General features: G+C 59.4%; 20 protein-coding genes. 6 read left to right on the top strand and 14 right to left on the bottom strand.

Features of this window, described 5'->3' with window-relative positions; genetic code table 11:
* Nucleotides 1-3: 3 nt before the first annotated feature.
* From QZH36_RS02470 to QZH36_RS02495, 6 genes are all read right to left on the bottom strand, one after another.
* Nucleotides 4-534 carry a PadR family transcriptional regulator gene (locus QZH36_RS02470; protein ID WP_301250873.1) on the bottom strand — a complete coding sequence of 177 codons (531 nt, stop codon included), beginning with the start codon at nt 532-534 and terminating at the stop codon, nt 4-6.
* Between the two features lie 64 nt (nt 535-598).
* Nucleotides 599-1,381 (bottom strand): siderophore-interacting protein, encoded by a 783-nt coding sequence (locus tag QZH36_RS02475; protein ID WP_253460984.1) that lies wholly within the window; start codon nt 1,379-1,381, stop codon nt 599-601.
* A 257-nt stretch (nt 1,382-1,638) separates the two neighbouring features.
* A complete protein-coding gene (locus tag QZH36_RS02480) occupies nt 1,639-2,955 on the bottom strand; it encodes a PQQ-dependent sugar dehydrogenase (protein ID WP_301250874.1) in 1,317 nt (438 codons plus the stop codon).
* A gap of 9 nt (nt 2,956-2,964) precedes the next feature.
* Nucleotides 2,965-3,390 (bottom strand): DUF2231 domain-containing protein, encoded by a 426-nt coding sequence (locus tag QZH36_RS02485; protein WP_253454268.1) that lies wholly within the window; start codon nt 3,388-3,390, stop codon nt 2,965-2,967.
* A gap of 117 nt (nt 3,391-3,507) precedes the next feature.
* Nucleotides 3,508-4,221, bottom strand: a complete 714-nt coding sequence (locus tag QZH36_RS02490; protein ID WP_301729575.1) for a GNAT family N-acetyltransferase — start codon at nt 4,219-4,221, stop codon at nt 3,508-3,510.
* Between the two features lie 72 nt (nt 4,222-4,293).
* Nucleotides 4,294-4,722: a thiol-disulfide oxidoreductase DCC family protein gene (locus tag QZH36_RS02495; protein ID WP_253454270.1), complete on the bottom strand. Its 429-nt coding sequence runs from the start codon at nt 4,720-4,722 to the stop codon at nt 4,294-4,296.
* A 110-nt stretch (nt 4,723-4,832) separates the two neighbouring features.
* Here QZH36_RS02495 and QZH36_RS02500 point away from each other — a divergent pair, with 110 nt between their 5' ends.
* Nucleotides 4,833-6,602, top strand: coding sequence for a sensor domain-containing diguanylate cyclase (locus QZH36_RS02500; RefSeq protein WP_253454271.1), 1,770 nt, complete (start codon nt 4,833-4,835; stop codon nt 6,600-6,602).
* A gap of 101 nt (nt 6,603-6,703) precedes the next feature.
* Here the strand turns inward: QZH36_RS02500 and QZH36_RS02505 are convergent, their stop codons facing one another.
* Nucleotides 6,704-8,095 (bottom strand): NAD-dependent succinate-semialdehyde dehydrogenase, encoded by a 1,392-nt coding sequence (locus QZH36_RS02505; RefSeq protein ID WP_301729576.1) that lies wholly within the window; start codon nt 8,093-8,095, stop codon nt 6,704-6,706.
* Between the two features lie 116 nt (nt 8,096-8,211).
* Here QZH36_RS02505 and ptrR point away from each other — a divergent pair, with 116 nt between their 5' ends.
* Both ptrR and QZH36_RS02515 read left to right on the top strand, forming a co-directional pair.
* Nucleotides 8,212-9,075: a putrescine utilization regulator PtrR gene (gene ptrR / locus QZH36_RS02510; RefSeq protein WP_125290010.1), complete on the top strand. Its 864-nt coding sequence runs from the start codon at nt 8,212-8,214 to the stop codon at nt 9,073-9,075.
* A gap of 47 nt (nt 9,076-9,122) precedes the next feature.
* Nucleotides 9,123-9,668 (top strand): sterol desaturase family protein, encoded by a 546-nt coding sequence (locus QZH36_RS02515; protein WP_301729577.1) that lies wholly within the window; start codon nt 9,123-9,125, stop codon nt 9,666-9,668.
* On the opposite strand, the gene crtB is transcribed toward QZH36_RS02515, so the two are convergent.
* The 7 genes from crtB to QZH36_RS02550 form a co-directional block, all read right to left on the bottom strand.
* On the bottom strand, nt 9,565-10,521 hold the full coding sequence (gene crtB, locus QZH36_RS02520) for a 15-cis-phytoene synthase CrtB (protein WP_301729578.1): 957 nt from the start codon (nt 10,519-10,521) through the stop codon (nt 9,565-9,567). The two genes, QZH36_RS02515 and crtB, sit on opposite strands and share 104 nt — an antisense overlap.
* Nucleotides 10,518-11,999 carry a phytoene desaturase gene (locus QZH36_RS02525; RefSeq protein WP_301250880.1) on the bottom strand — a complete coding sequence of 494 codons (1,482 nt, stop codon included), beginning with the start codon at nt 11,997-11,999 and terminating at the stop codon, nt 10,518-10,520. Before QZH36_RS02525 ends, crtB begins: the two co-directional genes overlap by 4 nt.
* A complete protein-coding gene (gene crtY, locus QZH36_RS02530; RefSeq protein ID WP_301729579.1) occupies nt 11,999-13,159 on the bottom strand; it encodes a lycopene beta-cyclase CrtY in 1,161 nt (386 codons plus the stop codon). The genes QZH36_RS02525 and crtY overlap by 1 nt, the downstream gene beginning before the upstream one ends.
* A complete protein-coding gene (locus QZH36_RS02535; protein ID WP_301729580.1) occupies nt 13,156-14,427 on the bottom strand; it encodes a glycosyltransferase in 1,272 nt (423 codons plus the stop codon). Before QZH36_RS02535 ends, crtY begins: the two co-directional genes overlap by 4 nt.
* Nucleotides 14,424-15,467 carry a type 2 isopentenyl-diphosphate Delta-isomerase gene (fni, locus tag QZH36_RS02540; protein WP_301250884.1) on the bottom strand — a complete coding sequence of 348 codons (1,044 nt, stop codon included), beginning with the start codon at nt 15,465-15,467 and terminating at the stop codon, nt 14,424-14,426. Before fni ends, QZH36_RS02535 begins: the two co-directional genes overlap by 4 nt.
* Nucleotides 15,468-15,488: 21 nt before the next feature.
* Nucleotides 15,489-16,400 carry a polyprenyl synthetase family protein gene (locus QZH36_RS02545; protein WP_253454280.1) on the bottom strand — a complete coding sequence of 304 codons (912 nt, stop codon included), beginning with the start codon at nt 16,398-16,400 and terminating at the stop codon, nt 15,489-15,491.
* 592 nt (nt 16,401-16,992) lie between these two features.
* The gene (locus QZH36_RS02550) at nt 16,993-17,682 is read right to left on the bottom strand and encodes a hypothetical protein (protein WP_301729581.1); all 690 of its coding nucleotides are present in this window, start codon (nt 17,680-17,682) and stop codon (nt 16,993-16,995) included.
* 490 nt (nt 17,683-18,172) lie between these two features.
* Between QZH36_RS02550 and QZH36_RS02555 the strand changes: the two genes are divergently transcribed.
* Genes QZH36_RS02555 through QZH36_RS02565 form a run of 3 tightly spaced genes read left to right on the top strand, consistent with a single transcriptional unit; the run spans nt 18,173 to nt 21,097 of the window.
* A complete protein-coding gene (locus tag QZH36_RS02555; RefSeq protein WP_301250888.1) occupies nt 18,173-18,934 on the top strand; it encodes an alpha/beta fold hydrolase in 762 nt (253 codons plus the stop codon).
* 22 nt (nt 18,935-18,956) lie between these two features.
* Nucleotides 18,957-19,631, top strand: coding sequence for a heavy metal response regulator transcription factor (locus QZH36_RS02560; protein WP_125290020.1), 675 nt, complete (start codon nt 18,957-18,959; stop codon nt 19,629-19,631).
* Nucleotides 19,628-21,097 carry a heavy metal sensor histidine kinase gene (locus tag QZH36_RS02565; protein ID WP_301729582.1) on the top strand — a complete coding sequence of 490 codons (1,470 nt, stop codon included), beginning with the start codon at nt 19,628-19,630 and terminating at the stop codon, nt 21,095-21,097. Before QZH36_RS02560 ends, QZH36_RS02565 begins: the two co-directional genes overlap by 4 nt.
* Nucleotides 21,098-21,216 lie beyond the last annotated feature (119 nt).

Below are 21,216 nucleotides of genomic sequence, written 5' to 3' on the forward strand. Positions count from 1 at the left end.
GTATCAGCTGCGCTCGATTTTACGCGCGGCTTCATCCAGCGCATCAATGATGTCGTGCAGCGTCTGCTGCGGCAACGCCGACTGGGAAAGGCGCATATTCAGCGCCATACGCATATTGTTGATGGCCCGCTCCACTTCCGGAATGCTGCGGTTATTGACGAGGATCGCCATCGAGCTGAGTCGGTTAATGATATCATGCAGCGTTTCCTGCCCTTCTGCCAGCTGGCGCTCTCCTTCCCGGGTCAGGCTATAGGCCTTGCGCGCCGCCTGCGGATCGCGGGATTCGATGCATTCCATTTCCTCCAGCAGCGTCAGGTTGGGATAAATAATGCCGGGGCTGGGGCTGTATTCGCCTTTGGATAGCTCTTCAATCGTCTTGATTAGCTCATAGCCGTGTGCGGCGCCCTGCGCGATAAAGTGCAGCAGCAGCAGGCGAACGTCGCTGGCGTCCAGCATCTTTTCACGCCGTTTTCTCCGTGCGGCGCTGGCCGGGCCGCCGGATAAGTCATATTGAGAACTGCGCTGTGATTTCATCGCCTGCCCGAGCCTGTTTGAAGGGGATTGATAGTAAGTTAGCCCCCTGAAAAATACAACAACCCTACTTATCGTGCCAGTAAGCCACCGCACGGACGAAATCGGCGTCGCGCTCGCGCTTGCCGATAAAGTAGTCGCTGAGCTGCTTCACCGCCGCGCCTTCGCCCGTCAGCCAGATAAAGTAGTCGTCCGTCGGTAAGGCAACCTTATCCAGGTCGGCGATAAGCGATCCGACGCCAGCCTGCATTTTGCCGCTACCCAGCCAGACGATTTCCACGTTTGGCGGATCGCCAAGATAGGCTTTGCCCTGCGCTGCGTCGACAAAGGCATAAAGCCTTACCGGCCTGTCGCCAAGCGAGGTCAGCCGTCGTTTGAACGCGGGCAGCCCCGTTTCATCGCAGACGTAAAGCTGGAAAGCGTAATCCTCCGGCACGATCAGCGAGCCGCGCGGGCCGCCGATGGCCAGCCTGTCGCCAGGGTGCGCCGTAACGGCCCAGTCGCTGGCTACGCCCGACTCGTGCAGATAAAAATCCAGCGTCAGCCTGTTTTTCTGCGCGTTAAAGTACAGCGGCGTGTAGTCGCGCGCCAGCGGACGAATGCCGTCTTTCCAGACGATGCCCTCTTCCGTGACCTGCGGCAGATAAAGCTCGCCGGTGGCGGGATCCGGGAAAAAGACCTTAACGTGATCGTCGAAGCCCGCCGAATTAAAACCGGCCAGCGCTTCGCCGCCGAACTCAATGCGGTAGAAGCTGTTGGCGACGAAAGTTTTCGCAATCACTTCTACCGGACGAAAACGCAGTTCATTTCTTACGCGACGGGGAGCGCGACCTGTTTTTTCGGTCAAAATAATTCTCCTGACGGGGGCTGGCCCGTAATAGTAAACCGTAATTATTCTCAATAGCGGAGGAAAATATATCTATGATATATCTTAACCGCAAGCGGATATTTGCTCAGCGTCTGACCACCCGCACAAATAGTCCCTGGAAAACCGCGCAAAAAAAGCCGCCGGGCAGAATGCCGGGCGGCTTGATAGTGATGACAAATTTAAAAGGACGCGCCGCCGTTTTTACAGCGCCACCACGGCGGCAGAGGTTGATAATAAAGTTAAGGCGCAGTCGCGCCGGTGACGCGCCAGACCACGTTTCCGGCATCGTCGGCAATCATCAGGCCGCCCTGTTTATCCATGGTCAGGCCTACCGGCAGGCCGCGAACCGATTTTTGATCGTCAGTGAGGAAGCCGGTAACCACCGGCTCTGGCTGACCCTGCGGCATACCGTTGCGGAAGGCGACCCACACCACCTGATAGCCGTTCAGCGGCTTGCGGTTCCAGCTGCCGTGCTCGCTGACAAAAGCGCCGCCACGGTATTTCTCCGGCAGGTTGGTGCCGGTATAGAACCACAGTCCCAGCGGCGCCACGTGCGAGCTGAGCGCATAGTCAGGCTTAATCGCTTTTTTCACCAGATCCGGGCGCGGCGGCTGCACGCGTTCGTCCACGTGCTGGCCGAAATAGCTGTAAGGCCAGCCGTAAAAGCCACCTTCCTGTACCGAAGTCAGGTAGTCCGGCACCAGATCGGCACCGATTTCATCGCGCTCGTTAACGATGGCCCACAGCTTGCCGGTTTGCGGCTCCCACTGCATCCCGGTGGGGTTGCGCAGCCCGCTGGCGTAGATCCGGCTGGCGCCGCTAGCCGCATCGACTTCCAGGATGTCGGCCCGACGATACTCCGCGCCGATGCCGTTTTCAGTGATATTACTGTTGGAGCCGACGCCAACATAGAGTTTGCTGCCGTCCGGGCTGGCCAGCAGCGACTTGGTCCAGTGATGGTTAATAGGCCCGCCCGGCAGCTCGGTCAGCTCGGTGCCGGGATCGGTAATCTTCGTCGCGCCGCTCTCATACCGATATTTCATCAGCGAGTCGGCATTCGCCACATACAGCGTGTCGCCGATCAGCTGCACGCCAAACGGCGAACGCAGGTTTTCCAGGAAAGGATATTTTTGCCAGCTTTTGCCGTCGCTGCTGCGCAGCAGCGTAATGCGATTGCCGCCGGCGCCGCCCTTGCCGGAGGCCTTTTGAACCAGACCGGTCACCAGCTGCTTCGGCTGGCTGGTCGGCGCTGCCGGAGCGCTGCCTTCCACCACCAGGATATCGCCGTTTGGCAACGTGTAGAGCTGGCGCGGATGCTGAAAACCGTCCGCAACTTTCTCTATCTTCAGGCCATCCGCGACTTTGGGCTTTTCACCCTCTTTCCATGGCGTACCGTTCGGAACCTTCATGGGTGGGACAAGGAAGTTTTTTGCCGCCGGCAGCTCCGGATTTGCACCGGTTTGCTTTGCAGGATCGATTTTAGCGCCGTCGTCACAGCCGGCGAGCAGCAGCGAAACCGATACGGCCAGCAGTGAGAGTGTGGTTGACGTTTTCATAACTCCTCCTTAAGCGGTGCGATCGCGCACGGCGAGCTGCACGTTGGCGAACAGCATCAGAACCACCGCCAGGGTGGAGAGAATAACGCCGGCAGGCACCACGGCCCACGCGTCGCGGCTGTGTATAAAGGCGTTAAAGATTTCCAGGATAATAGCCAGAAGATAAGCCCAAAAATGCACTTTTATCGCCGATCCCTGCGGATAAGAGACGCCCACCCAAACCTGCACAAGGTTAATCAGGCGAGGAATAATCGCGATTATCAACCCGATAGCGATCAGCCAGCTCGCCGCCTGCGTCCAGAAGATTTCGGTACTGTAGAGATAAATAATGTCGAAGATCCAGCCCGCCACAAAAAAGCCGAGCGGGACAGGATGAAACAGCGAATAGACGGCCACCGCAAAAGTCGAATGGCGGGATGTTACCTGGGAAGTCATTTACCGGCTCCTTAAACAGGGAAAATGCGCGCGGCCCGAAAGCAATGCGGCAGCGCAGACTGTAAAAGGTTAGTAAAGTTAATGACTTCTTGTTTAATAATATGAAGAAAATTAGGATTATGCCCGCTGCTGGCGTAAATCGGCCAGCGAATGCCGCTGCACGCCTGCCGCGTCAAAATTGCTGACGTCCAGCCAACGCTCAAAGGCTTCGCGCAGCGCGGGCCATTCTTTATCAATAATGGAAAACCAGGCGGTATCGCGGCTGCGACCCTTATAGACGATGGCCTGACGGAACAGCCCTTCATAGCGAAAGCCGAGGCGCTCCGCTGCCCGCCGCGAAGGCGCGTTGAGGCTGTCGCACTTCCATTCGTATCGACGATAGCCCAGCCGATCGAAGGCGTAACGCATCAGCAGAAAATGGCTTTCGGTAGAGAGCGGCGTGCGCTTCAACGCGGGCGAAAAGGTCACGTATCCCACCTCCATCACGCCGTGCGCTGGCTCAATTCTCATCAGCGCCAGCGTGCCGACCGCGCGGCCGCTTTGTCGATCGATTACGGCGAAATGCAGCGGATCGCGGCTGGCTTCGGCCCGGGCAAGATAGTCGCGAAGCTCCTCCGCGTTAAAAGGGCCGGCAGGCAAATAAGTCCAGTCCCGATCGTCTTCGGCGCTGCGCCACGCGGCCAGCAGATCCTCATAGTGACGGGCGCTTTCCAGCGGCTCCAGCACGCAGAAGCGCCCCGCCAGCGCCATACGTTCAGGCAAAGGGCGCGGCGTCCATTCGGGAAGCGGTTCACCAACCGGCTGTTGAAATTCATTTAATCGCACGGACAATTTTCACCTCAGGCAATAACTACGTTGATTTTCCAGCATAACCTGCCGCACAACGAAAGCCAGTAGTGTTTGTTACCTGTCGATAAACCGGCCCGGATAGTCCGCCGGCGGTTTTTGTCGCTCATTAAATCGGCCAAACAGCCGATAACGGTTTTGTGCGATCAGATTGTAGCAGCGGTCGCTGATGAACTTTGGACAGAAGCGCAGTACCGAAAGCGCTCGCCACGGCCACGGCAGCCCAAGCATAACGCGGAAAATAGCGTCGGCGCGCAGATAAACCTGCCCCCGTTCAAGCAGCACAATGGTATTGATTTCGTCAGGCGACATACCGGCGGCTTTCAGCAGGGATTTGCCTTTTTCAGTCTGAACCGCGGCCAGGCGTACGGTGCGGCGCCTGTCATAGCGCAGCAAAAAATTGACCCAGCCGTTACAGAGTTTGCACACGCCGTCATAGAGCACAATGCGCTCCTGCGACGGCAGAGTTTCAGCAGTATCGGACATAGCATCACCAAAGTCAGATAAAAATAAAAAGCCGCTTGTATGCGACCAGACCTTAAGCCTGGCCTGAAAAGCGGCATACATCCATTTTGAATCGTTTCAGGAACACCAGAATGCCGACTCCTCAAGGCGAAACCCGCTACCAGCTGGCGTTAGAGATGCTGACAGCAGACGACGCGGGACGGGATGAAATTCTCAGCAAGTTCACCCGGCTCACCAGCGAGCTGCTGAATATTCCCGGTAGCTTCGTGTCGATTATGAACGAGCACCAGCAATACATTAAGGCGGCGCGGAATTTCTCGCTACAGCAAAGCTCGCTTGAAGACGCGCTCTGTCGGCACACGCTCGCCAGCGGCGAGGTCATGGTCTGTCCCGACACCCATCTGGACGAACGGTTTAAGGCGCACCCGCTGATCAAGGACTCGCCCTATATCCGTTTTTACGCGGGCGCGCCGCTGAAAATGCGCGACGGCGCCATTGTCGGCACCCTGTGTGTTACGGACGTGCTGCCGCATATTTTCACTGAGGAACAGGTGAAGCTGCTGGAGCTGCTGGCGGAGATCATGACCGCCTGGCTGGACGCCTGGTATCACACCAGCCTGCGTGACGTTGTCACTCTTTTGCCCAATCGTCAGAGCCTGCTGCGTGATTTGGAGCAGCTGGAGGATGGCGGCATTATTCAGCCCTACAGCCTGGTACTGATTGACTGCATTGATATGGCACGCGCCTACGACATCGCCCGCGCGTTGGGGATGTATGCGCTGGAAGCTCTGCTGCAAAACATCGCCGCCCTGCTGCGCACGCGTCTGCAGCTCAGAGACGATGACCGGCTTTATACCGTGTCGAAAGGCCGGTTTGCGCTGCTTTCCGCCGGTAAAACGTCCGGCTGGCCAAAACAGCTAAGCGAAAAGCTGGGTCAGGTACGCGCGCGTATAGGCGAAGAGATTGCTATCGATCTGACTCTTCACCTGGGCGAAGTCTCTTTTGCGCCTGCGCTCTGCCCGCCGGTTGAAGCGCTGCGGCGCGGCGTCAGCGCGCTGCATGAGGCTATCGGCCAGGGCCTGCCCTACGCCGCTTTCGATCTGGAGAGCGATAACCGCCGCAAGCTGGATTTTCTGCTGCTGCACGATCTGGCGGAAGCGCTGCGCAGCGAAGGCGGGCTTTATCTGGTTTATCAGCCGCAGATCTCGTTGCACAGCGGCCTGCCGGTAGGCATGGAGGCGCTGCTGCGCTGGCAGCATCCCCGCCTCGGCAACCTGCCGCCGTTACAGTTTCTGCCGCTGGCGGAGCAAACCAACCTGATGGCTGGCGTCACCGACTGGGTGATCGTCAGCGTGCTGGCGCAGCTTAAGCTCTGGCGGGCAAAAGGCATTAACCTGCCCGTGTCGGTCAACGTCAGCGTCAGCGATCTGGCCCGTGAAGGCTTTGCCGACTGGCTGGAAAGGATGCTGCTGCGGGCGGGCCTCTCCAGCGATTTGCTGAGTATCGAGTGCCTGGAAACGGAAAAGCTGCTGGAAAGCCCGGATGCGATGCGCGGCCTGAATCAGCTCAAGCTGCGCGGCTTCACGCTGGCACTGGACGATTTCGGCAGCGGCTACAGCAATATTAACTATCTGAAGCGCATTCCAATGGACGTCATCAAGCTGGATCGCTCGCTGATCGCGCCGCTTGCTGCCGACGGCGGCAGCCAGATCGTGGCGCGCCACGTGATAACCATGCTTAAGGAGCTGAACTATATTGTGCTGGCGGAGGGCGTGGAGGATGAGGAAACGCTGCTGATGCTGCGCGGATTCGGCTGTGATGAAATTCAGGGCTACTTTTGCAGTAAACCCCTTCCGGCGGAAGGGGTTGAGCAATGGCTTAAGAGCGGGAAAACGCCTTAGATCAGGCGCCTGCGCAGACGATCGGCTCAGGATGCAGCCCAAAGGGTCAAATCAGGAGCCTGCGCAGACGGTCAGCTCAGCATCCTGCTCAAAGGATCCAATCAGGATTCTGCCCAGACGGTCTGCGCGTTGGTAAATTCCCGAATACCAAAGTGGGACAGCTCGCGACCGTAGCCGCTGTGCTTAACGCCGCCAATCGGCACGCGCGGGTCGGAGAAGCTCGGCGTATTGATAAACATGCCGCCGGTTTCCACCTTCGCGGCAAGCTTGCGGGCTTTTGCGACGTCGCGGCTCCACAGGCTGCCGCCCAGGCCGAACTCGGAGTCGTTAGCCAGCGCAATCGCGTCGTCCGCGTCCTTCGCCACAATCAGCGAAGCAACCGGGCCAAACAGCTCCTGCTTAAAGCTGGTCATGCCGGGTTTGACGTTGCTCAGTACGGTAGGCGCATAGAAGTTCGCCTTGCCCTGCATCACGTGGCCACCCAGCAGGCACTCCGCGCCTTCGGCGATGGTAGCCTGAACCTGAGAATCCAGCTCGTCGCGCAGATCGAAACGGGCCATCGGGCCGATATAGGTCGCCTCGTCACGCGGATCGCCCACCACCAGCTCTTTTACCGCCGCCACGAATTTGTCGCGGAACTCGGCAAAAACGGCCTCCTCCACGATAATCCGCTTAGCAGCCATACAGACCTGGCCGCCGTTCATAAAGCGACCCGCCACCGCGCCTTTCACCGCCGCATCGATATCGGCGTCGGCCAGCACGATAAAGGCATCGGAACCGCCCAGCTCCAGCACGCTTTTCTTCACCGCCGCGCCCGCCAGCGCCGCAATAGCCGCGCCTGCGCGCACGCTGCCGGTCAGGGTCACGGCCGCGATGCGTGAGTCTTTGATAATAGTAGCGACGGCGTCGTTATCGGCATTCAGGACGCTAAACAGTCCCTGCTGCACGCCCGCTTCCGCCAGCACGGATTGCAGCAGCAGCGCGCTGCCCATAATGCTTGGGGCCGGTTTCAGCAGATAGCTGTTGCCCGCCATAATAATCGGCACCGCGCCGCGCAGCACCTGCCATACCGGGAAGTTCCACGGCATCACGGCCAGGATCGGGCCAATCGGCAGATAGTTGACGTGCGCTTTTTCGTTTTCAACCAGTGTGGCTTCCGGCGCCAGGATTGTTGGCCCCTGTTCCGCATACCATTCACACAGGCGCGCGCATTTTTCCACTTCGGCCAGGCTCTGGGTAATCGGCTTGCCCATTTCGTCGGTCATCATTTCCGCCAGCGCGCGAGCATGTTTACGCAGGCTGGCCGCCATGTTCAGCAACAGCTGGCTGCGTTCCGCCACCTCGCTGTGACGCCAGTGCTGAAACGCGCCGTGGGCCTGCGCCAGCGCGGTTTCCACCTCGGCGGCGGTAGCGAAAGGCGTCTGGCGAATGATGTCGCCGGTAAAAGGGTTACGGGATACGGCGCCCGCCTGAACTGCTGATGAAGTCGTCATAAGATCCTCCGTCGGCCTCTCAGGCCGGTTGGTGATAGTGACGCTATCTTAGCCTTGCGCATCCTTCCTGAAAAATGAATAATAATGAAAATATCCTGCTCAAAATGAGAATGTTTATGGATCTGACCCAGCTGGAAGTGTTCCGCGCCATCGCGGAAGAAGGCAGCGTGACGGCGGCAGCGGGTAAACTGCACCGCGTTCCTTCTAATATTTCTACCCGCCTGCGCCAGCTGGAGGACGAGCTGGGCACGACGCTGTTCAGCCGCGAAAAGCTGCGCCTGCATATTACCGACGCGGGCCGCACGCTGCTGGATTACGCCAACCGCATCCTGGCACTGACTGAGGAGGCGCGCCTTCAGGTTTCCAGCCAGCATCCTGCCGGCGTCTTTACCCTTGGCGCGATTGAGAGCACCGCCGCGGTGCGGCTGCCGCCGCTGATTGCCCGCTATCATCAGGCCTGGCCGGAGGTAGAGCTGGATCTCTCTACCGGGCCGTCCGGCGCGATGACCGACGGGCTGCTGGCGGGCGAGTTCAGCGCGGTGTTTATCGACGGGCCGCCGAAGCATCCGCAGCTGGAAGGCATCCCGGTTTTTAACGAGGAGATGGTGCTGATCTCTTCGCTGAACCATCCGCCGGTCACCTGCGCCAGGGAAATTTCAGGCGCCACTATTTACGCTTTCCGCGCCAACTGCTCCTATCGCCGTCTGTTCGAGAACTGGTTCGCCCGTGAAAACGCGTCGCCCGGCAAGATTTTCGAGATGGAGTCCTATCACGGCATTCTGGCCTGCGTCAGCGCGGGCGCCGGGCTGGCGCTGATCCCGAAAAGTATGCTGGAGAGTATGCCCGGCAGAGACAGCGTCAGCGCCTGGCCGCTGAGCGACGGCATGGGCGAGCTGGCGATCTGGCTGGTATGGCGCAAAGGCAGCGGCTCCGCCAATCTGCGGGCGATGGTGAAGATGTTAGAAGCCGTGCAGGAGTAATAGCGCTGAACTACGCTTAACCCACCTGATACCGGATGGAAAAAACTATGTTGTGGCTGTACAACACATTGATTGTGCTGGCGACTATCGCCGCGATGGAGATTATCGCGGCGCTGGCGCACAAATATATTATGCATGGCTGGGGCTGGGGCTGGCACCTTTCCCACCACGAGCCGCGCAAGGGCTGGTTTGAAGTAAACGATCTGTACGCCGTGGTGTTCGCCGTGCTCTCTATCGTGCTGATCTATCTGGGCAGCATCGGCTACTGGCCGCTGCAATGGATCGGCGCAGGCATGACCGCCTATGGCCTGCTCTATTTTATGGTGCACGACGGTCTGGTGCACCAGCGCTGGCCTTTCCGCTACGTGCCCCGCCGTGGCTATCTGAAACGCCTGTATATGGCGCATCGTCTGCATCACGCGGTGCGCGGCCGGGAAGGCTGCGTCTCTTTCGGTTTTCTCTATGCGCCGTCGGTAGAGAAACTTCAGGCTACGCTGCGCCAGCGGCACGGTCGCCGCCGCCGCCGGGACGCTGCCACAGGGCCGCAGAACGAGGCGGCGCAGCCTGCTTCCCGCGAGAAGCCAGCGCCCTGACCGCCCCGCCCGCCAGCAGGCCCAGCTTTTCCGCCTTGCTGGTGCCCTGGCGGCGATCCCAGGCTTTGCTGCCGGCGCGATCGACCTTCACGCCAATTTCCCGATAGACGCCGCGCGCGGTGGCGATAGCCCAGGCGGAGCGCAGCGGCAAACCGGCCAGGCCCGCCTCGGCCGACGCATAGTAAGGTTCAGCCGCCGCCACCAGCCGCTGCGCCACTTTCGCCAGCCGGTCGCGACTGGCCGGTTGCGCATAGTTTTCCAGCGTGAGTCCTTCTTCAGCCAGCCAGTTAATTGGCAGATAGCAGCGGCCGTTTCCGGCGTCCTCAACGATATCGCGGGCGATATTGGTCAGCTGAAAAGCCAGCCCCAGATCGCAGGCCCGATCCAGCACCGCTTCATCACGCACGCCCATCACTCGCGCCATCATCAGGCCGACCACGCCCGCTACGTGATAGCAGTAGCGCAGCGTATCGTCCAGCGTGGGGTAAAGATCGCCACGCACGTCCATGGCGTAGCCTTCCAGATGATCGAACGCCTGCTGCTGCGGAATGGCATGGGCCAGCGCCACCTCCTGAAACGCGGCGAAAGCGGGATCGCTCATCGGCTCGCCCGCGCAGGCGCGCAGCGTTAACGCCTTCAGCGTTTCCAGCCTTTGCAGCGGCGTGCTTTGCGCGGCGGTGGCCTGAAAGCCCAGCTGCTGATCGTCGATCACGTCGTCGCAGTGGCGGCACCACGCGTAAAGCATCAGCGCGCTGCGCCGGGTGGCCGGATCGAACAGTTTGGCGGCGGTGTCGAAGCTTTTCGATCCCGCCGCCATGGTTTCCGTGGCATGGCTGAGTAGCGCCTCATTCATCGTGCCCTGTCCTCCAGCATCAGGCTGGCGGTCACTTTCGCAGAAGCGATCACGCCGGGAATGCCCGCGCCGGGATGGGTGCCCGCGCCGACCACATAGAGGTTATCGATTTTGCTGTCGCGATTGTGCGGCCGGAACCAGGCGCTCTGCGTCAGCAGCGGCTCTACGGAGAAGGCGGAGCCCAGATGCGCGTCCAGCTGGTCGCGGAAATCAAACGGTGTGAAGATGCGCTGCGTCACCAGCTGCTCGCGCAGGCCTGGCATGTAGTGCTCCTCCAGATAGGCGAAGATGCGATCGCGCAGGCGCGGCCCCTCCACGTCCCAGTCCAGGTTCGCCGTTCCTAAGTTAGGCACCGGCGCCAGCACATAGAAGCTGCCGCAGCCCGGCGGCGCCAGCGAGGGATCGGTTACGCACGGCGAGTGCAGGTAAAGAGAGAAGTCATCCGCCAGCTTGTCATGATGGAAAATCTCCTCAATCAGCTCTTTGTAGCGCGGCCCGAAGCAGACCGTATGGTGCGCCAGCTGGCTGTGCGGATTGTTCAGGCCAAAATAGATCACAAACAGCGAGTTGCTCATGCTTTTTTTCTTCAGCGCGGCGGCCTGCGCAGCGCCGTGAGGATGATGACCAAGCAGTTTGGCGTAGGTTTGCACCACATCGGCATTGGAAGCGACGGCCGCGACTTCAATCCGTCGACCGTCGGCGGTGATCGCCGCCGTAATATGGTCGCCTTCCGTTTCCAGCTTTTTAACCGGCGTGTTCAGTTCAAGTTGACCGCCCAGCTCGCAAAAAAGTCGGGTCAGGCCCTGGATCATCGCGCCGGTGCCGCCGCGCGCAAACCAGACGCCCCATTCGCGCTCCAGCGCGTGGATCAGCGTATAAATGGACGAGGCCGCAAAAGGATTGCCGCCCACCAGCAGCGAGTGAAAAGAGAACGCCTGGCGCAGATGTTCGTTTTTAATAAACTTCGACACCATGCTGTAAACGCTGCGCCACGCCTGTAGCCGGATCAGCTGTGGCGAGACTTTAACCATGTCGCCGACCGAGAGAAAAGGCACGCTGCCGAGCTTAAGGTAGCCTTCTTTGAAGACCTCGCGCGAGTAGGCATGAAAGCGGCGATAGCCTTCTACATCGTCAGGATTGAACCGTGCGATCGCCTCTTCCAGCTGCTGCTGATCGTTGTCGTAATCCATCACCTCGCCCGACTCCCAGCAGAGGCGGTAAAAAGGCTTAACCGGCAGCATATCGATAAAGTCTGCGGTGCGCCGTCCGGCCAGCGTAAACAGCTCCTCAATGGCCGAAGGATCGGTGATCACCGTTGGCCCGGCGTCAAAAGTAAATCCTTGATCTTCGTAAACATAAGCGCGGCCGCCGGGCTTATCACGCGCTTCCAGCAGCAGCACGGGCACGCCCGCCGCCTGTAAACGGATAGCCAAAGCCAGGCCGCCAATACCGGCGCCAATTACAAGTGTTTTTTTCATCAGAAAGCTCGCAGCCGGGGAGATTTTTTTAACACGGCCAGCAACGCCTCGCCGACCGGTACCGGGGGCTTGCCTGTAAGGATCCGTGCCATATCTAAAGGTTTGAGACGACCGGCGTAAAATCTGGCGATCAGCCCATCGTCTAACTGATAGAAGCGCTGCATAACCTGCCAACGCCGCTCCGGCCGTCCGGCCAGAAACAGCATCCGGTTGAGGATGCGAAAAAAGCGCTGACGCCGCCACTGCCGGGCCATAAACTGCCCGATTAGCGGATGCAGCCGCTCGTGCGTCGGCCTGCCATTGTCGGCAATCAGGTCGGCCAGCGTCGCCGCCAGCGGCAGCGAGTAGCCGGTAGTAGCATGAAAGAGGCCCGCGCGCAGACCGCTGCAAAGCTGTTCCCGTTCCTGACGGAAAGCCCGTGGCTGCCCCTGGAGCGTGATCGGCAGAACGCCCTGCTCTTCGCGCTGGAGATGTTGCAGCGTCCAGCCCTGATCCTGCGCATAGTCGGCGATCCGCTGCCGCGCCTCGTTGGCGTCCAGCGCCGTACTGTCCTGATAGTGTGTGTCCTCGATCAGCAGCGTGTCTGCCGACAGCGGCAGCGTATAGACGAAACGGTAGCTCTGCTGCTGATCCACGGTGGCATCCATCAGCACAGGCCGCGTCAGCCCGTGCGGCGCCGCCAGCCGCCATTCCTGTCCCAGAAAGGCCTGTAGCCCTACCGTCAGCCAGGGGCTGGGCTGATAGCCGCGCCCGTCAATCACCGCGGCGGCGTGCAGCGTGCTGCCGTCCGCCAGCGTGACGCCGTGCGGCGTGATGTCGCTTACCTCGCACAACGTTAAGAGATTTTCGCCCAGCGCCGTTTCCAGCGCCTGCGCAAAGCTTTCCGCCGTCACGCTAAGGTAGTCGCCCGGCAGCGTGCGCGTGTAGCGAGGAAAACGCACCTCGTAGCCCTGCCAGCGGTGCGCCACCAGCGGACGCAGCCATTCATGCTGCGCGGGCGTTAAGTCATCTTGATGAAAAGACCAGGTGTGATTGCCGCCCGCGCGCGCGCGCGCCTCCAGCATCAGCACCTTCAGCCCTGGCTGCCGCTGGCGCAGCCGCAAGGCTATCAGCCCGTTGGCCAGCCCGCCGCCCACCAGAATTACATCCCATTTCGTCATCCTGTCGCCTTAATCCTTTCCGAACGCGAACCCAGCGCCTGTTCTACGATATCCGCCGCCCTTTGCGCGCCGCCTGCCTGACTTAGCTGGCGCTGCGCCTCTTTCATCCTGCTGTGACAGCCTTTGTCCTGCAGCAGCGCGGCCAGCTGTTTCGCCATCGTTTTGCTGCTGGCGAAACGGGAAACGCGACGGCCCAGGCCATTCCAGACAACGCGCGAGGCGACGCCGGGCTGATCGAAAGCGATAGGCACCGCCAGGATCGGCGTCGAGCTGCTGACGGCGTCCGCCACGGTATTCAGGCCGCCGTGAGTGATCACCGCCTGCGCCTGCTGCAACACGCTCAGCTGATCGGCAAAATCCGTTACCCAGTAGGCGCCGCAGGCTTCCAGCTCCGCCTCCTGGCCGGGCGTCAGGCCGCCGCAGTGGGCGATCAGCAGCTGGACATGCAGACGACGGCAGGCGCGAGCGATGGTCTTGAACAGGCGGAAGCGGTGCCCCTGTAACGTGCCCAGCGAGGCGAAAACAAAGGGGCGCGAAGAGAGCAACGGCCAGAAGCGCCGTTCCGTGGTGGTCGGACGCAGCGGCCCGACCTGGTAAAAATGCGCCGGCAGCGCGTGGCGCGGAAAATCCAGCGCGGGCACGGTCTGGCTGATCTGCGCCAGCGGCGACAGACATTCATGCAGCCCCGTGCGCGGCACCAGGCCAAAGCGCTCGGCGTGGCGCGCAATCACGCGGCCGTGGCTGCGCATCATCCAGTCATAGATGCGCTGGCTGGTGCGAAACAGCTTTTGCGCCCGCTGGTCGGTGCCGTAGCCAAACGACATTACCGGCAGCGGAATGCCCGGTTCGCGGTTGACCGGCAGCGCGCAGGCGACGGAAACAAAAGGCAGCGCCATGCCTTCCGCTACCAGTCCGCCAGCCGCCTCCATCTGATCGACGATCAGCCCGTCGACCCGCAGCTGCTTTAATACGCGCGGCAGCTCGCGGCACAGCATATCCGTGGCGCGGGACATATCTTTAATCAGCGCGAACAGCGACATGCCGGCAGGCGAAGCGGCCAGCCTGAGCGTGCGGGCCAGGCTGCCGGGCGGATGGGAATCTTCACCGACGGGCTGAAAAGCGATGCGCGGATCGTTGAGCAGCGCGCCCGCCTCCGCCTGATGAATAAACGTAACCTGATGACCCCGGTCAATCAGCGCCTGCGCCAGCGCCTGTAAAGCCTGCCAGTGGCTGTACAGCGGCGGCGCAACCACGGCGTAATGACTCATGCTTCGCTCCTGTTGCGGGAAAGCTTTGCCTGGCGCAGTTCGCTCAGGCTGGCGCTGCCGGTACAGAAGCAGGCGATCCTGAGCTGGGCGATAACGGTCTGGAAGTGCGTAACGGTCGCCTCATAAGAGGCATTGGCGCTGGCGAGCACCGCCGCCGCCTGCCCCACCAGATCGGCGCCCAGCGCCAGCGCTTTTGCGACGTCGATACCGTTGGCGATACCGCCGGAGGCGATCAGCGGCAGGGTCGGCAGCGCGGCGTGAACGCTGCACAGCGCGTCGGCCGTTGGAATGCCCCAGTCGGCAAACGCCATCGCCATGGCGCGCATTTCAGGGCGCGACGCTCTTTCCGCCTCTACCGCTGCCCAGCTGGTGCCGCCAGCGCCCGCGACGTCAATCATCGCGACGCCCGCCTCGCTCAGACGGCGCGCCACCGCGGGTGAAATACCTGCACCGACCTCTTTCACCACGACCGGCACCTCAAGCTGCTTCACCAGCAGCGCGATGGCGTCCAGCACGCCGCGCCAGTCGCGGTCGCCGCCTTCCTGTAGGGCTTCCTGCAAGGGGTTAAGATGCACGATCAGCGCATCCGCCTGGATCATATCCACCGCGCGACGGGCATAGTCCAGCCCGCGCTGGCCGTGGATCTGCGCCGCGCCAAGATTAGCCAACAGCGGCACATCCGGCGCTATCGCACGCAGCTCGCTGGTCAGGCCAAAGCTGACGTCGCTTTCCAGCGCCACGCGCTGCGAGCCGACGCCCATCGCCAGGCCCAGCGTCTGCGCGGTACGAGCCAGATTAAGATTGATGTCGCGGGCGCGGGCCGCGCCGCCGGTCATCGAGCTGATCAGCAGCGGCGCGCGCAGCTGACGGCCAAACAGCGTAGTGCTGAGATCGATGTTGTCCAGATCCAGCTCGGGCAGCGCGCAGTGCTCAAAGTGCCAGTGTTCAAATCCGGTGCGGCTTTTACGGGCATCGGCAGCCGGGTTGAGTACGATATCAAGATGATCGTTCTTACGCTGTATAAGGTTCGCGTCCTTCATTCACGCTCCGTTTGTGAATACTTAGCTAAAGGTCGCCAGCTGCTGGCTGAACCAGCTATGCATAAAACGCCGCGTCGCCAGACCGTGCTGGCAGACGGAGAGATGCTGATCGGCGCTGTGCAGATGCTCGTGCAGGCGTGAGCGCACCGCCTCGGCGCCCAGCAGCGCCACCAGCGTCGATTTTCCGGCGTCCTTGTTAATATCTTTTCCCGTGCCGCTACAGCCGTCCGCCAGATCGTCGAGCAGCTGAAAAGCCTGGCCCAGATCGCGTGCGAAACAGCCCAGCTTCTGGCGCACGGCTGGCGTTGCATCCGCCGCCAGCGCCGCTATTTGCAGTGTGGCGCTAAATAGCATGCTGGTTTTCAGGTCGTTGGTATCGGCTATCGCTTCTTCGCTGCGCGCCGTCGCGCCTTCGTTAAGATCGCGGAACTGTCCCTGCACCAGCCCTTGCAGACCCACGGCGGCGGAAAGCTCCGCCACGGCCTGGGCACGACAGGCATCCGACAGCCCTTCGGCGCCAGCCACCACGCCAAAAGCGTTGCTGAGCAGCGCAACTGCCGCGAGGATCGCCACGTCCTGGCCGAACTGACGATGGATAGTGGGCCGTCCGCGCCGCAGCGCCGCGTTATCCATACAGGGAATATCGTCCAGCATCAGCGAAGCGGCATGAACCATCTCCACCGCACAGGCGAGATCGAGCAGTCCCGGATGATTTTTGTCGCAGCCCAGGTCGTATGCCGCCAACAGCAGCAGCAAAGGACGAATACGTTTGCCTGGCGCCAGTGCGCCTTCACGCATCGCCGCGCCAACCCGGTCGCGTTCGCCACCCGCGGGCAGGAGCTGGTCAAGACGCTGATGCAGCGCGTCGCGCAGCGCCCGCAGCTCGCTTTCCTGACTCAGTGATTCTTTCGCGTTGGTTATAGTTGCCGTCACTGGTTTTCCCGTCATAACGAGTGAATTAAGAGACCGTCGTGGCCCGCTCGCCCTTTTTTCGTCGTCGGGGCGACGACGGTCATGCTCATAAGAGCTAACGCTATTTCCGTTAAGCCTGGATGATGCTTAGCGAAAAAACAAAAACATTGCATTAATACTTATAAAAACAAGTAATTAATCAGCAAGGCCCGCTGTTTTTGGCTTTTATGTCTACAAAATAGCTAAACAGACAGCTTCTTTACTGCCTGTTGACATAAAAAAACCCGCCTGGCGGGCTTTTTTAGTGTAGTTCAATTAACAAGATAGCGAAGGCTATTGTTCTTTATGGGTAAAAATTGGAACCCCGTGCTCAGGGCTGGCGGAAAATCCATCGGCACGGAGCTTGTTATATGTGCTGTACGTACAGGTTTAGCGGCGGCCGAGCCGTAAAGTGCTGTTAAGTGCATAGCGGTATGGATCGTGGGCTTGAACCTGCGGGCTATAAATGGGATGAACCGCCGGTTAATACTGGCGGTCGTTTTATTGGCTGTATAAGCCGCTTTAGTGGCCATCACCACCTGATTAAAGCGCGCATGTCATCGTCAGCTTTATATCAATCCCAGGCGCAAGCTTCACACATATGATCCACATCCAGTCCCAGCTGCGTAAGAAATGCCCCCATGATGACTATTTCTGCCACAAATGCTAACCCATCGCTTAAGAAAAGCGCGGCCAGCTGCGCTGAAATAACAGTGCCCATAATGACCCAGTTATACCAGGCGAAATTTGTTTCAAGCGCGCCGAGAAATTGTCGAATACCCGTCAATTTCCAGATAGCGCTGAGCAGGTTGAAAACCGCCTGACCTGTCGCGCGCGCGCCCTGCGCATTACGGAACGCCTGAAGTAACAGCTGCAAGCCATTTAGCTGCGCTGCATTCAACTGACCGGCAATCTGTGCCGCCGCCCGTTGAGCCGGTGCTCCCGCTATGCCGCAATACTGTAGCCCAACAGACAGGACGTCACAGATGACGGTAATTTCCCACATAGTGCATTCACTAACGCCCGTCTTATTTGGTGCAGAGTCAAGTTCCAACTCTGCGGCGGCGGCGGGTTCTGCTGATTCAATGTCATAGCGGCCATTTACCAGATCGTACATGTCATGCACCGCTTTATCCCTGTCAAAAGTCTGCCCTGGGGGAGGCGGATTATCTGCAAGAAGTTGATCGAGATGGGGTAATACGGTTGCCCTGAAAGTATCAAAGTCCTGATCTTTCAATTGATCGGATGCGGTTGGCTCAGTCATGACTGGCTATCCTCTGATGAGATGTAAGTGATTGATAAGTATTGAATAAGTAATTGTTATACGGAAAATATTTCAATGAAAATTAATCAGACGGATATACTTTAAAAGGAATCATTAATAATTCTATAGGATGGTCGTTGGTGTGCAAGTCAAGGGGCTGCTTTGAGTGATAGTCGCCCTCACCTGGCCAAGGGTCGCATGGAGGCAGACAAAGAAACCTCGTTATGTCTTTATCCGCAGGCTAACGGGAGCCGCACCGCAAATGCGGCTTCCCGCGAGGCTATATAAGCGCAACGGCTTTCGGCGACATACGCCTGTCAGAAGTCACCACTATTTCAGCCTTGCGCGAATCTGCCTCCGCCGTTAATCAGTACCAGATCACCTACATCCCCTTCCCTCCGGCGTCATTTTTTTGTCATCACTCCCTCACCCTGATGTCAGCGCCGGTTTCCTATCCTGTAGACGAACTTTCCTAATCAGGAGCACGATCATGAAACTGAAAAAAGTTGTTCTTGCAGTGAGTATGCTGGTGGCAATCGCAGGCGGCACGGCGCAGGCTCAGGCGCAGCCGGTCAAGAATATTGTGCTGGTTCACGGCGCTTTCGTCGGCGGCGCGGGCTGGCGTGCGGTGTACGATCGGCTGACGCATGATGGTTATAACGTGACGCTGGTGCAGGAACCGCTGACCAGCTTTGCGCAAGACGTGGCGGCGACGCGTCGCGTTCTCGATCGGCAAAACGGCCCGGTGATTTTAGTGGGCCACAGCTACGGCGGCGCGATTATCAGTGAAGTGGGCAACGACAATAAAGTGGCTGGTCTTGTGTATATTGCCGCGCACGTGCCGGAAAATGGCGAAACCGAAGCCGATAACGGCAAAAAAATCCCCAATAGCGCGCATCCGTTTGTAAAATCGAGCGATGGCTACCTCTCTATTGCCCCGGAATATTATCATGGCGATTTCGCTGCCGACCTGCCTGCCGCCCAGGCCGATTTCGAAGCCCATGCGCAGATGCCGACCAACGCAGCAGTGTTCACCGCCAACATTCCCCATCCGGCATGGAAAACGCGACCCAGCTGGTACATGGTGGCGAAAGCTGACAAAATTATCAGCCCCGATCTGGAACGTCTGTACGCCAAACGCGCACACAGCCATACGGTGGAAATTGCCGGTGCCAGCCACTCGGTGTATCAGTCGCATCCTGATGAGGTTGCGCGGTTGATCGAGCAAGCCGCGCAGCACGCACTGCCTTAACAGGGTTCACAGGGAGAAGCGCATGAAAATTTTAGTGATTGAAGATGAAGTCAAGGCACGCGAATACATGCGCAAAGGATTGACGGAAGCGGGGTTTATCGTCGACGTGGCGGAAAACGGCCAGGACGGCCTGTTTTACGCGCAGGAGCATCATTACGATTTGATTTTACTCGACGTAATGATGCCCTGTATGGATGGCTGGCAGGTGATGACGGCGCTCGATAAACAGATCCACACGCCGGTGATCTTCCTGACGGCCAAAGGCACGTTGGAAGACCGTATTAAAGGACTGGAGCTGGGCGCGGATGATTATCTGGTCAAGCCCTTTTCGTTCGCCGAGCTGCTGGCGCGCGTCCGCACGCAGCTGCGACGCGGCAGCCTGCAAAAGCTGCCGGATGTGCTGACGCTGGCCGATTTGCAGCTCGATATTGTTAAACGCCGCGTCGAGCGCGACGGTCAGCGAATCGACCTGACCAACAAAGAGTTCAACCTGCTGCATCTGTTTCTGCTGCATCCTGGCGAAGTGCTGACCCGCACCCTGATTGCTTCCCGCGTGTGGGATATGAATTTTGACAGCGACACCAACGTGGTGGACGTGGCGGTTAAACGCCTCCGGCAGAAAATTGATGGCCCCTTTGCCCAACCGTTGATCCATACCGTGCACGGCGTGGGCTATCGCTGCGAAGCAGAACCGTGAAAAAATACTCTCTCGCGACGCGTCTGTCGCTTATGTTAAGCGCCACGGTGATAGTCATTTTTGCGTTCATCGGCCTTGCGCTTTATCACTCGCTGGCCATACAAATTGGGCTACGCGACGATGGCGCATTGCTGACGCGTATCGATCAGATCCGCACGCTGTTACGCGATGAAGATGCCATTACGCTTATCCAGCAGAAGCCGCGTTTGTTTGCCAATATGCTGGGTAACACCGAGTCTTTACTGGTGCTGCGTTTTCCCGGCCAGCCACCGCTGATTGCGGTCAATCCCGGCCGGCGCCCTCTTCCCTTTATTACGCCTGTCGCCGCTGACCAGCCGCTGACGCTGTCGTCCGTTCATCACTTTGCCAGCGACGACGGCACGCCTTTTATCGCGGCGTCGGCACTCACGCCCACGCGCGACGGCAGCGGACAGATTGAGATCGTCACCGGTCGCCTGATGAGCAATCGCACGCAAACGCTGCACGGCTACCGTAATCAAATTATCCTGGCGACTTCCCTGGCTGCCTTACTGGTGGCAGCCATAAGCGTCTGGCTGGTGCGGCGCGGTTTATCCCCACTCCGCCGCCTGACAACCGAGGCGAACGCGATCGATGTGCGTCATTTATCACGCCGCATGCCCGATCAGGCTCAGGCTGAACTGCAGCCGCTTATCGCTGCTTTTAACCAAATGCTCGGTCGCCTTGAAGGCGGCTACCAACAGCTGAGCCAGGTTGCTGCGGATATGGCGCACGAGCTGCGCACGCCGATCGGTACGCTGATCGGCCAGACCGAAGTGGCGCTGAGCCAGACGCGCAGCCTCAGCGATTATCAGGCGTTATTAGGCTCCAATTATGAAGAGCTGGAGCGTCTCGCCAGGATGATCGACAACATGCTGTTTCTTGCCAGGGCGGAGGATGCCAGCCAGTCGATAGCTATTCAGCGCATCGATCTGGCGCAGCCTGGTGAGAAATTGCAGAGCTATTTTGACAATATGGCGGAAGAAAAGGCGATGCGGCTTGAGATAAGGCTGGATGGCGAACTGTCTGCCGACCCGCTGCTGGTGCAACGCGCGCTGGCGAATCTGATAGCGAATGCGCTGAGCTATGGCGAGCGTAACACCACAATCCACGTCTATAGCAAGGCGCAGCCGCACGCCATCGAACTGGTAGTGGAAAACAATGGCCCGGTGCTGAGCGCCGAGTACCAGTCGCGCATTTTTGACCGTTTCTGGCGCGCTGACACCTCACGTCATCAGGGCAGCAGCGGGCTGGGATTGTCTATCGTGCGCAGCATTATGCGATTACATCAGGGAAGCTGTGAGGTAAACAGCGAGCACGGCGTCAATCGGTTTACGCTGCGCTTTCCCGCTAACGCTGCGAATGCCGTCGTCGACGTTTCTCCCGGCCATAGTGGTAAGAACAGCGAACGGGCAAAAAGCCCGGCTTCAGCTGCATCAGGATCCTGAACGGTGGCGCGTACGTCATGCACAGGCTGCGATAAGCCAAATTCGCCATCGGGTTTCGGGCATTACCCGATGTCAGTTGCAGACCCTGAAGAGCGCTGTTTCCCGGAAAGCGCCGTTCT

The organism is Erwinia wuhanensis (assembly GCF_030484085.1).
Classification (GTDB): Bacteria; Pseudomonadota; Gammaproteobacteria; order Enterobacterales; family Enterobacteriaceae; genus Erwinia; species Erwinia aeris.

What these genes read in the sequence shown, in the direction of transcription:
- crtY (WP_301729579.1), bottom strand. Translation starts at nt 13,159, where the DNA reads ATGACGAAATGGGATGTAATTCTGGTGGGCGGCGGGCTGGCCAACGGG.
- QZH36_RS02535 (WP_301729580.1), bottom strand. Translation starts at nt 14,427, where the DNA reads ATGAGTCATTACGCCGTGGTTGCGCCGCCGCTGTACAGCCACTGGCAG.
- QZH36_RS02525 (WP_301250880.1), bottom strand. Translation starts at nt 11,999, where the DNA reads ATGAAAAAAACACTTGTAATTGGCGCCGGTATTGGCGGCCTGGCTTTG.
- QZH36_RS02480 (WP_301250874.1), bottom strand. Translation starts at nt 2,955, where the DNA reads ATGAAAACGTCAACCACACTCTCACTGCTGGCCGTATCGGTTTCGCTG.
- QZH36_RS02560 (WP_125290020.1), top strand. Translation starts at nt 18,957, where the DNA reads ATGAAAATTTTAGTGATTGAAGATGAAGTCAAGGCACGCGAATACATG.
- QZH36_RS02470 (WP_301250873.1), bottom strand. Translation starts at nt 534, where the DNA reads ATGAAATCACAGCGCAGTTCTCAATATGACTTATCCGGCGGCCCGGCC.
- QZH36_RS02485 (WP_253454268.1), bottom strand. Translation starts at nt 3,390, where the DNA reads ATGACTTCCCAGGTAACATCCCGCCATTCGACTTTTGCGGTGGCCGTC.
- fni (WP_301250884.1), bottom strand. Translation starts at nt 15,467, where the DNA reads ATGAAGGACGCGAACCTTATACAGCGTAAGAACGATCATCTTGATATC.
- QZH36_RS02550 (WP_301729581.1), bottom strand. Translation starts at nt 17,682, where the DNA reads ATGACTGAGCCAACCGCATCCGATCAATTGAAAGATCAGGACTTTGAT.
- QZH36_RS02515 (WP_301729577.1), top strand. Translation starts at nt 9,123, where the DNA reads ATGTTGTGGCTGTACAACACATTGATTGTGCTGGCGACTATCGCCGCG.
- QZH36_RS02555 (WP_301250888.1), top strand. Translation starts at nt 18,173, where the DNA reads ATGAAACTGAAAAAAGTTGTTCTTGCAGTGAGTATGCTGGTGGCAATC.
- QZH36_RS02495 (WP_253454270.1), bottom strand. Translation starts at nt 4,722, where the DNA reads ATGTCCGATACTGCTGAAACTCTGCCGTCGCAGGAGCGCATTGTGCTC.
- crtB (WP_301729578.1), bottom strand. Translation starts at nt 10,521, where the DNA reads ATGAATGAGGCGCTACTCAGCCATGCCACGGAAACCATGGCGGCGGGA.
- ptrR (WP_125290010.1), top strand. Translation starts at nt 8,212, where the DNA reads ATGGATCTGACCCAGCTGGAAGTGTTCCGCGCCATCGCGGAAGAAGGC.
- QZH36_RS02500 (WP_253454271.1), top strand. Translation starts at nt 4,833, where the DNA reads ATGCCGACTCCTCAAGGCGAAACCCGCTACCAGCTGGCGTTAGAGATG.
- QZH36_RS02505 (WP_301729576.1), bottom strand. Translation starts at nt 8,095, where the DNA reads ATGACGACTTCATCAGCAGTTCAGGCGGGCGCCGTATCCCGTAACCCT.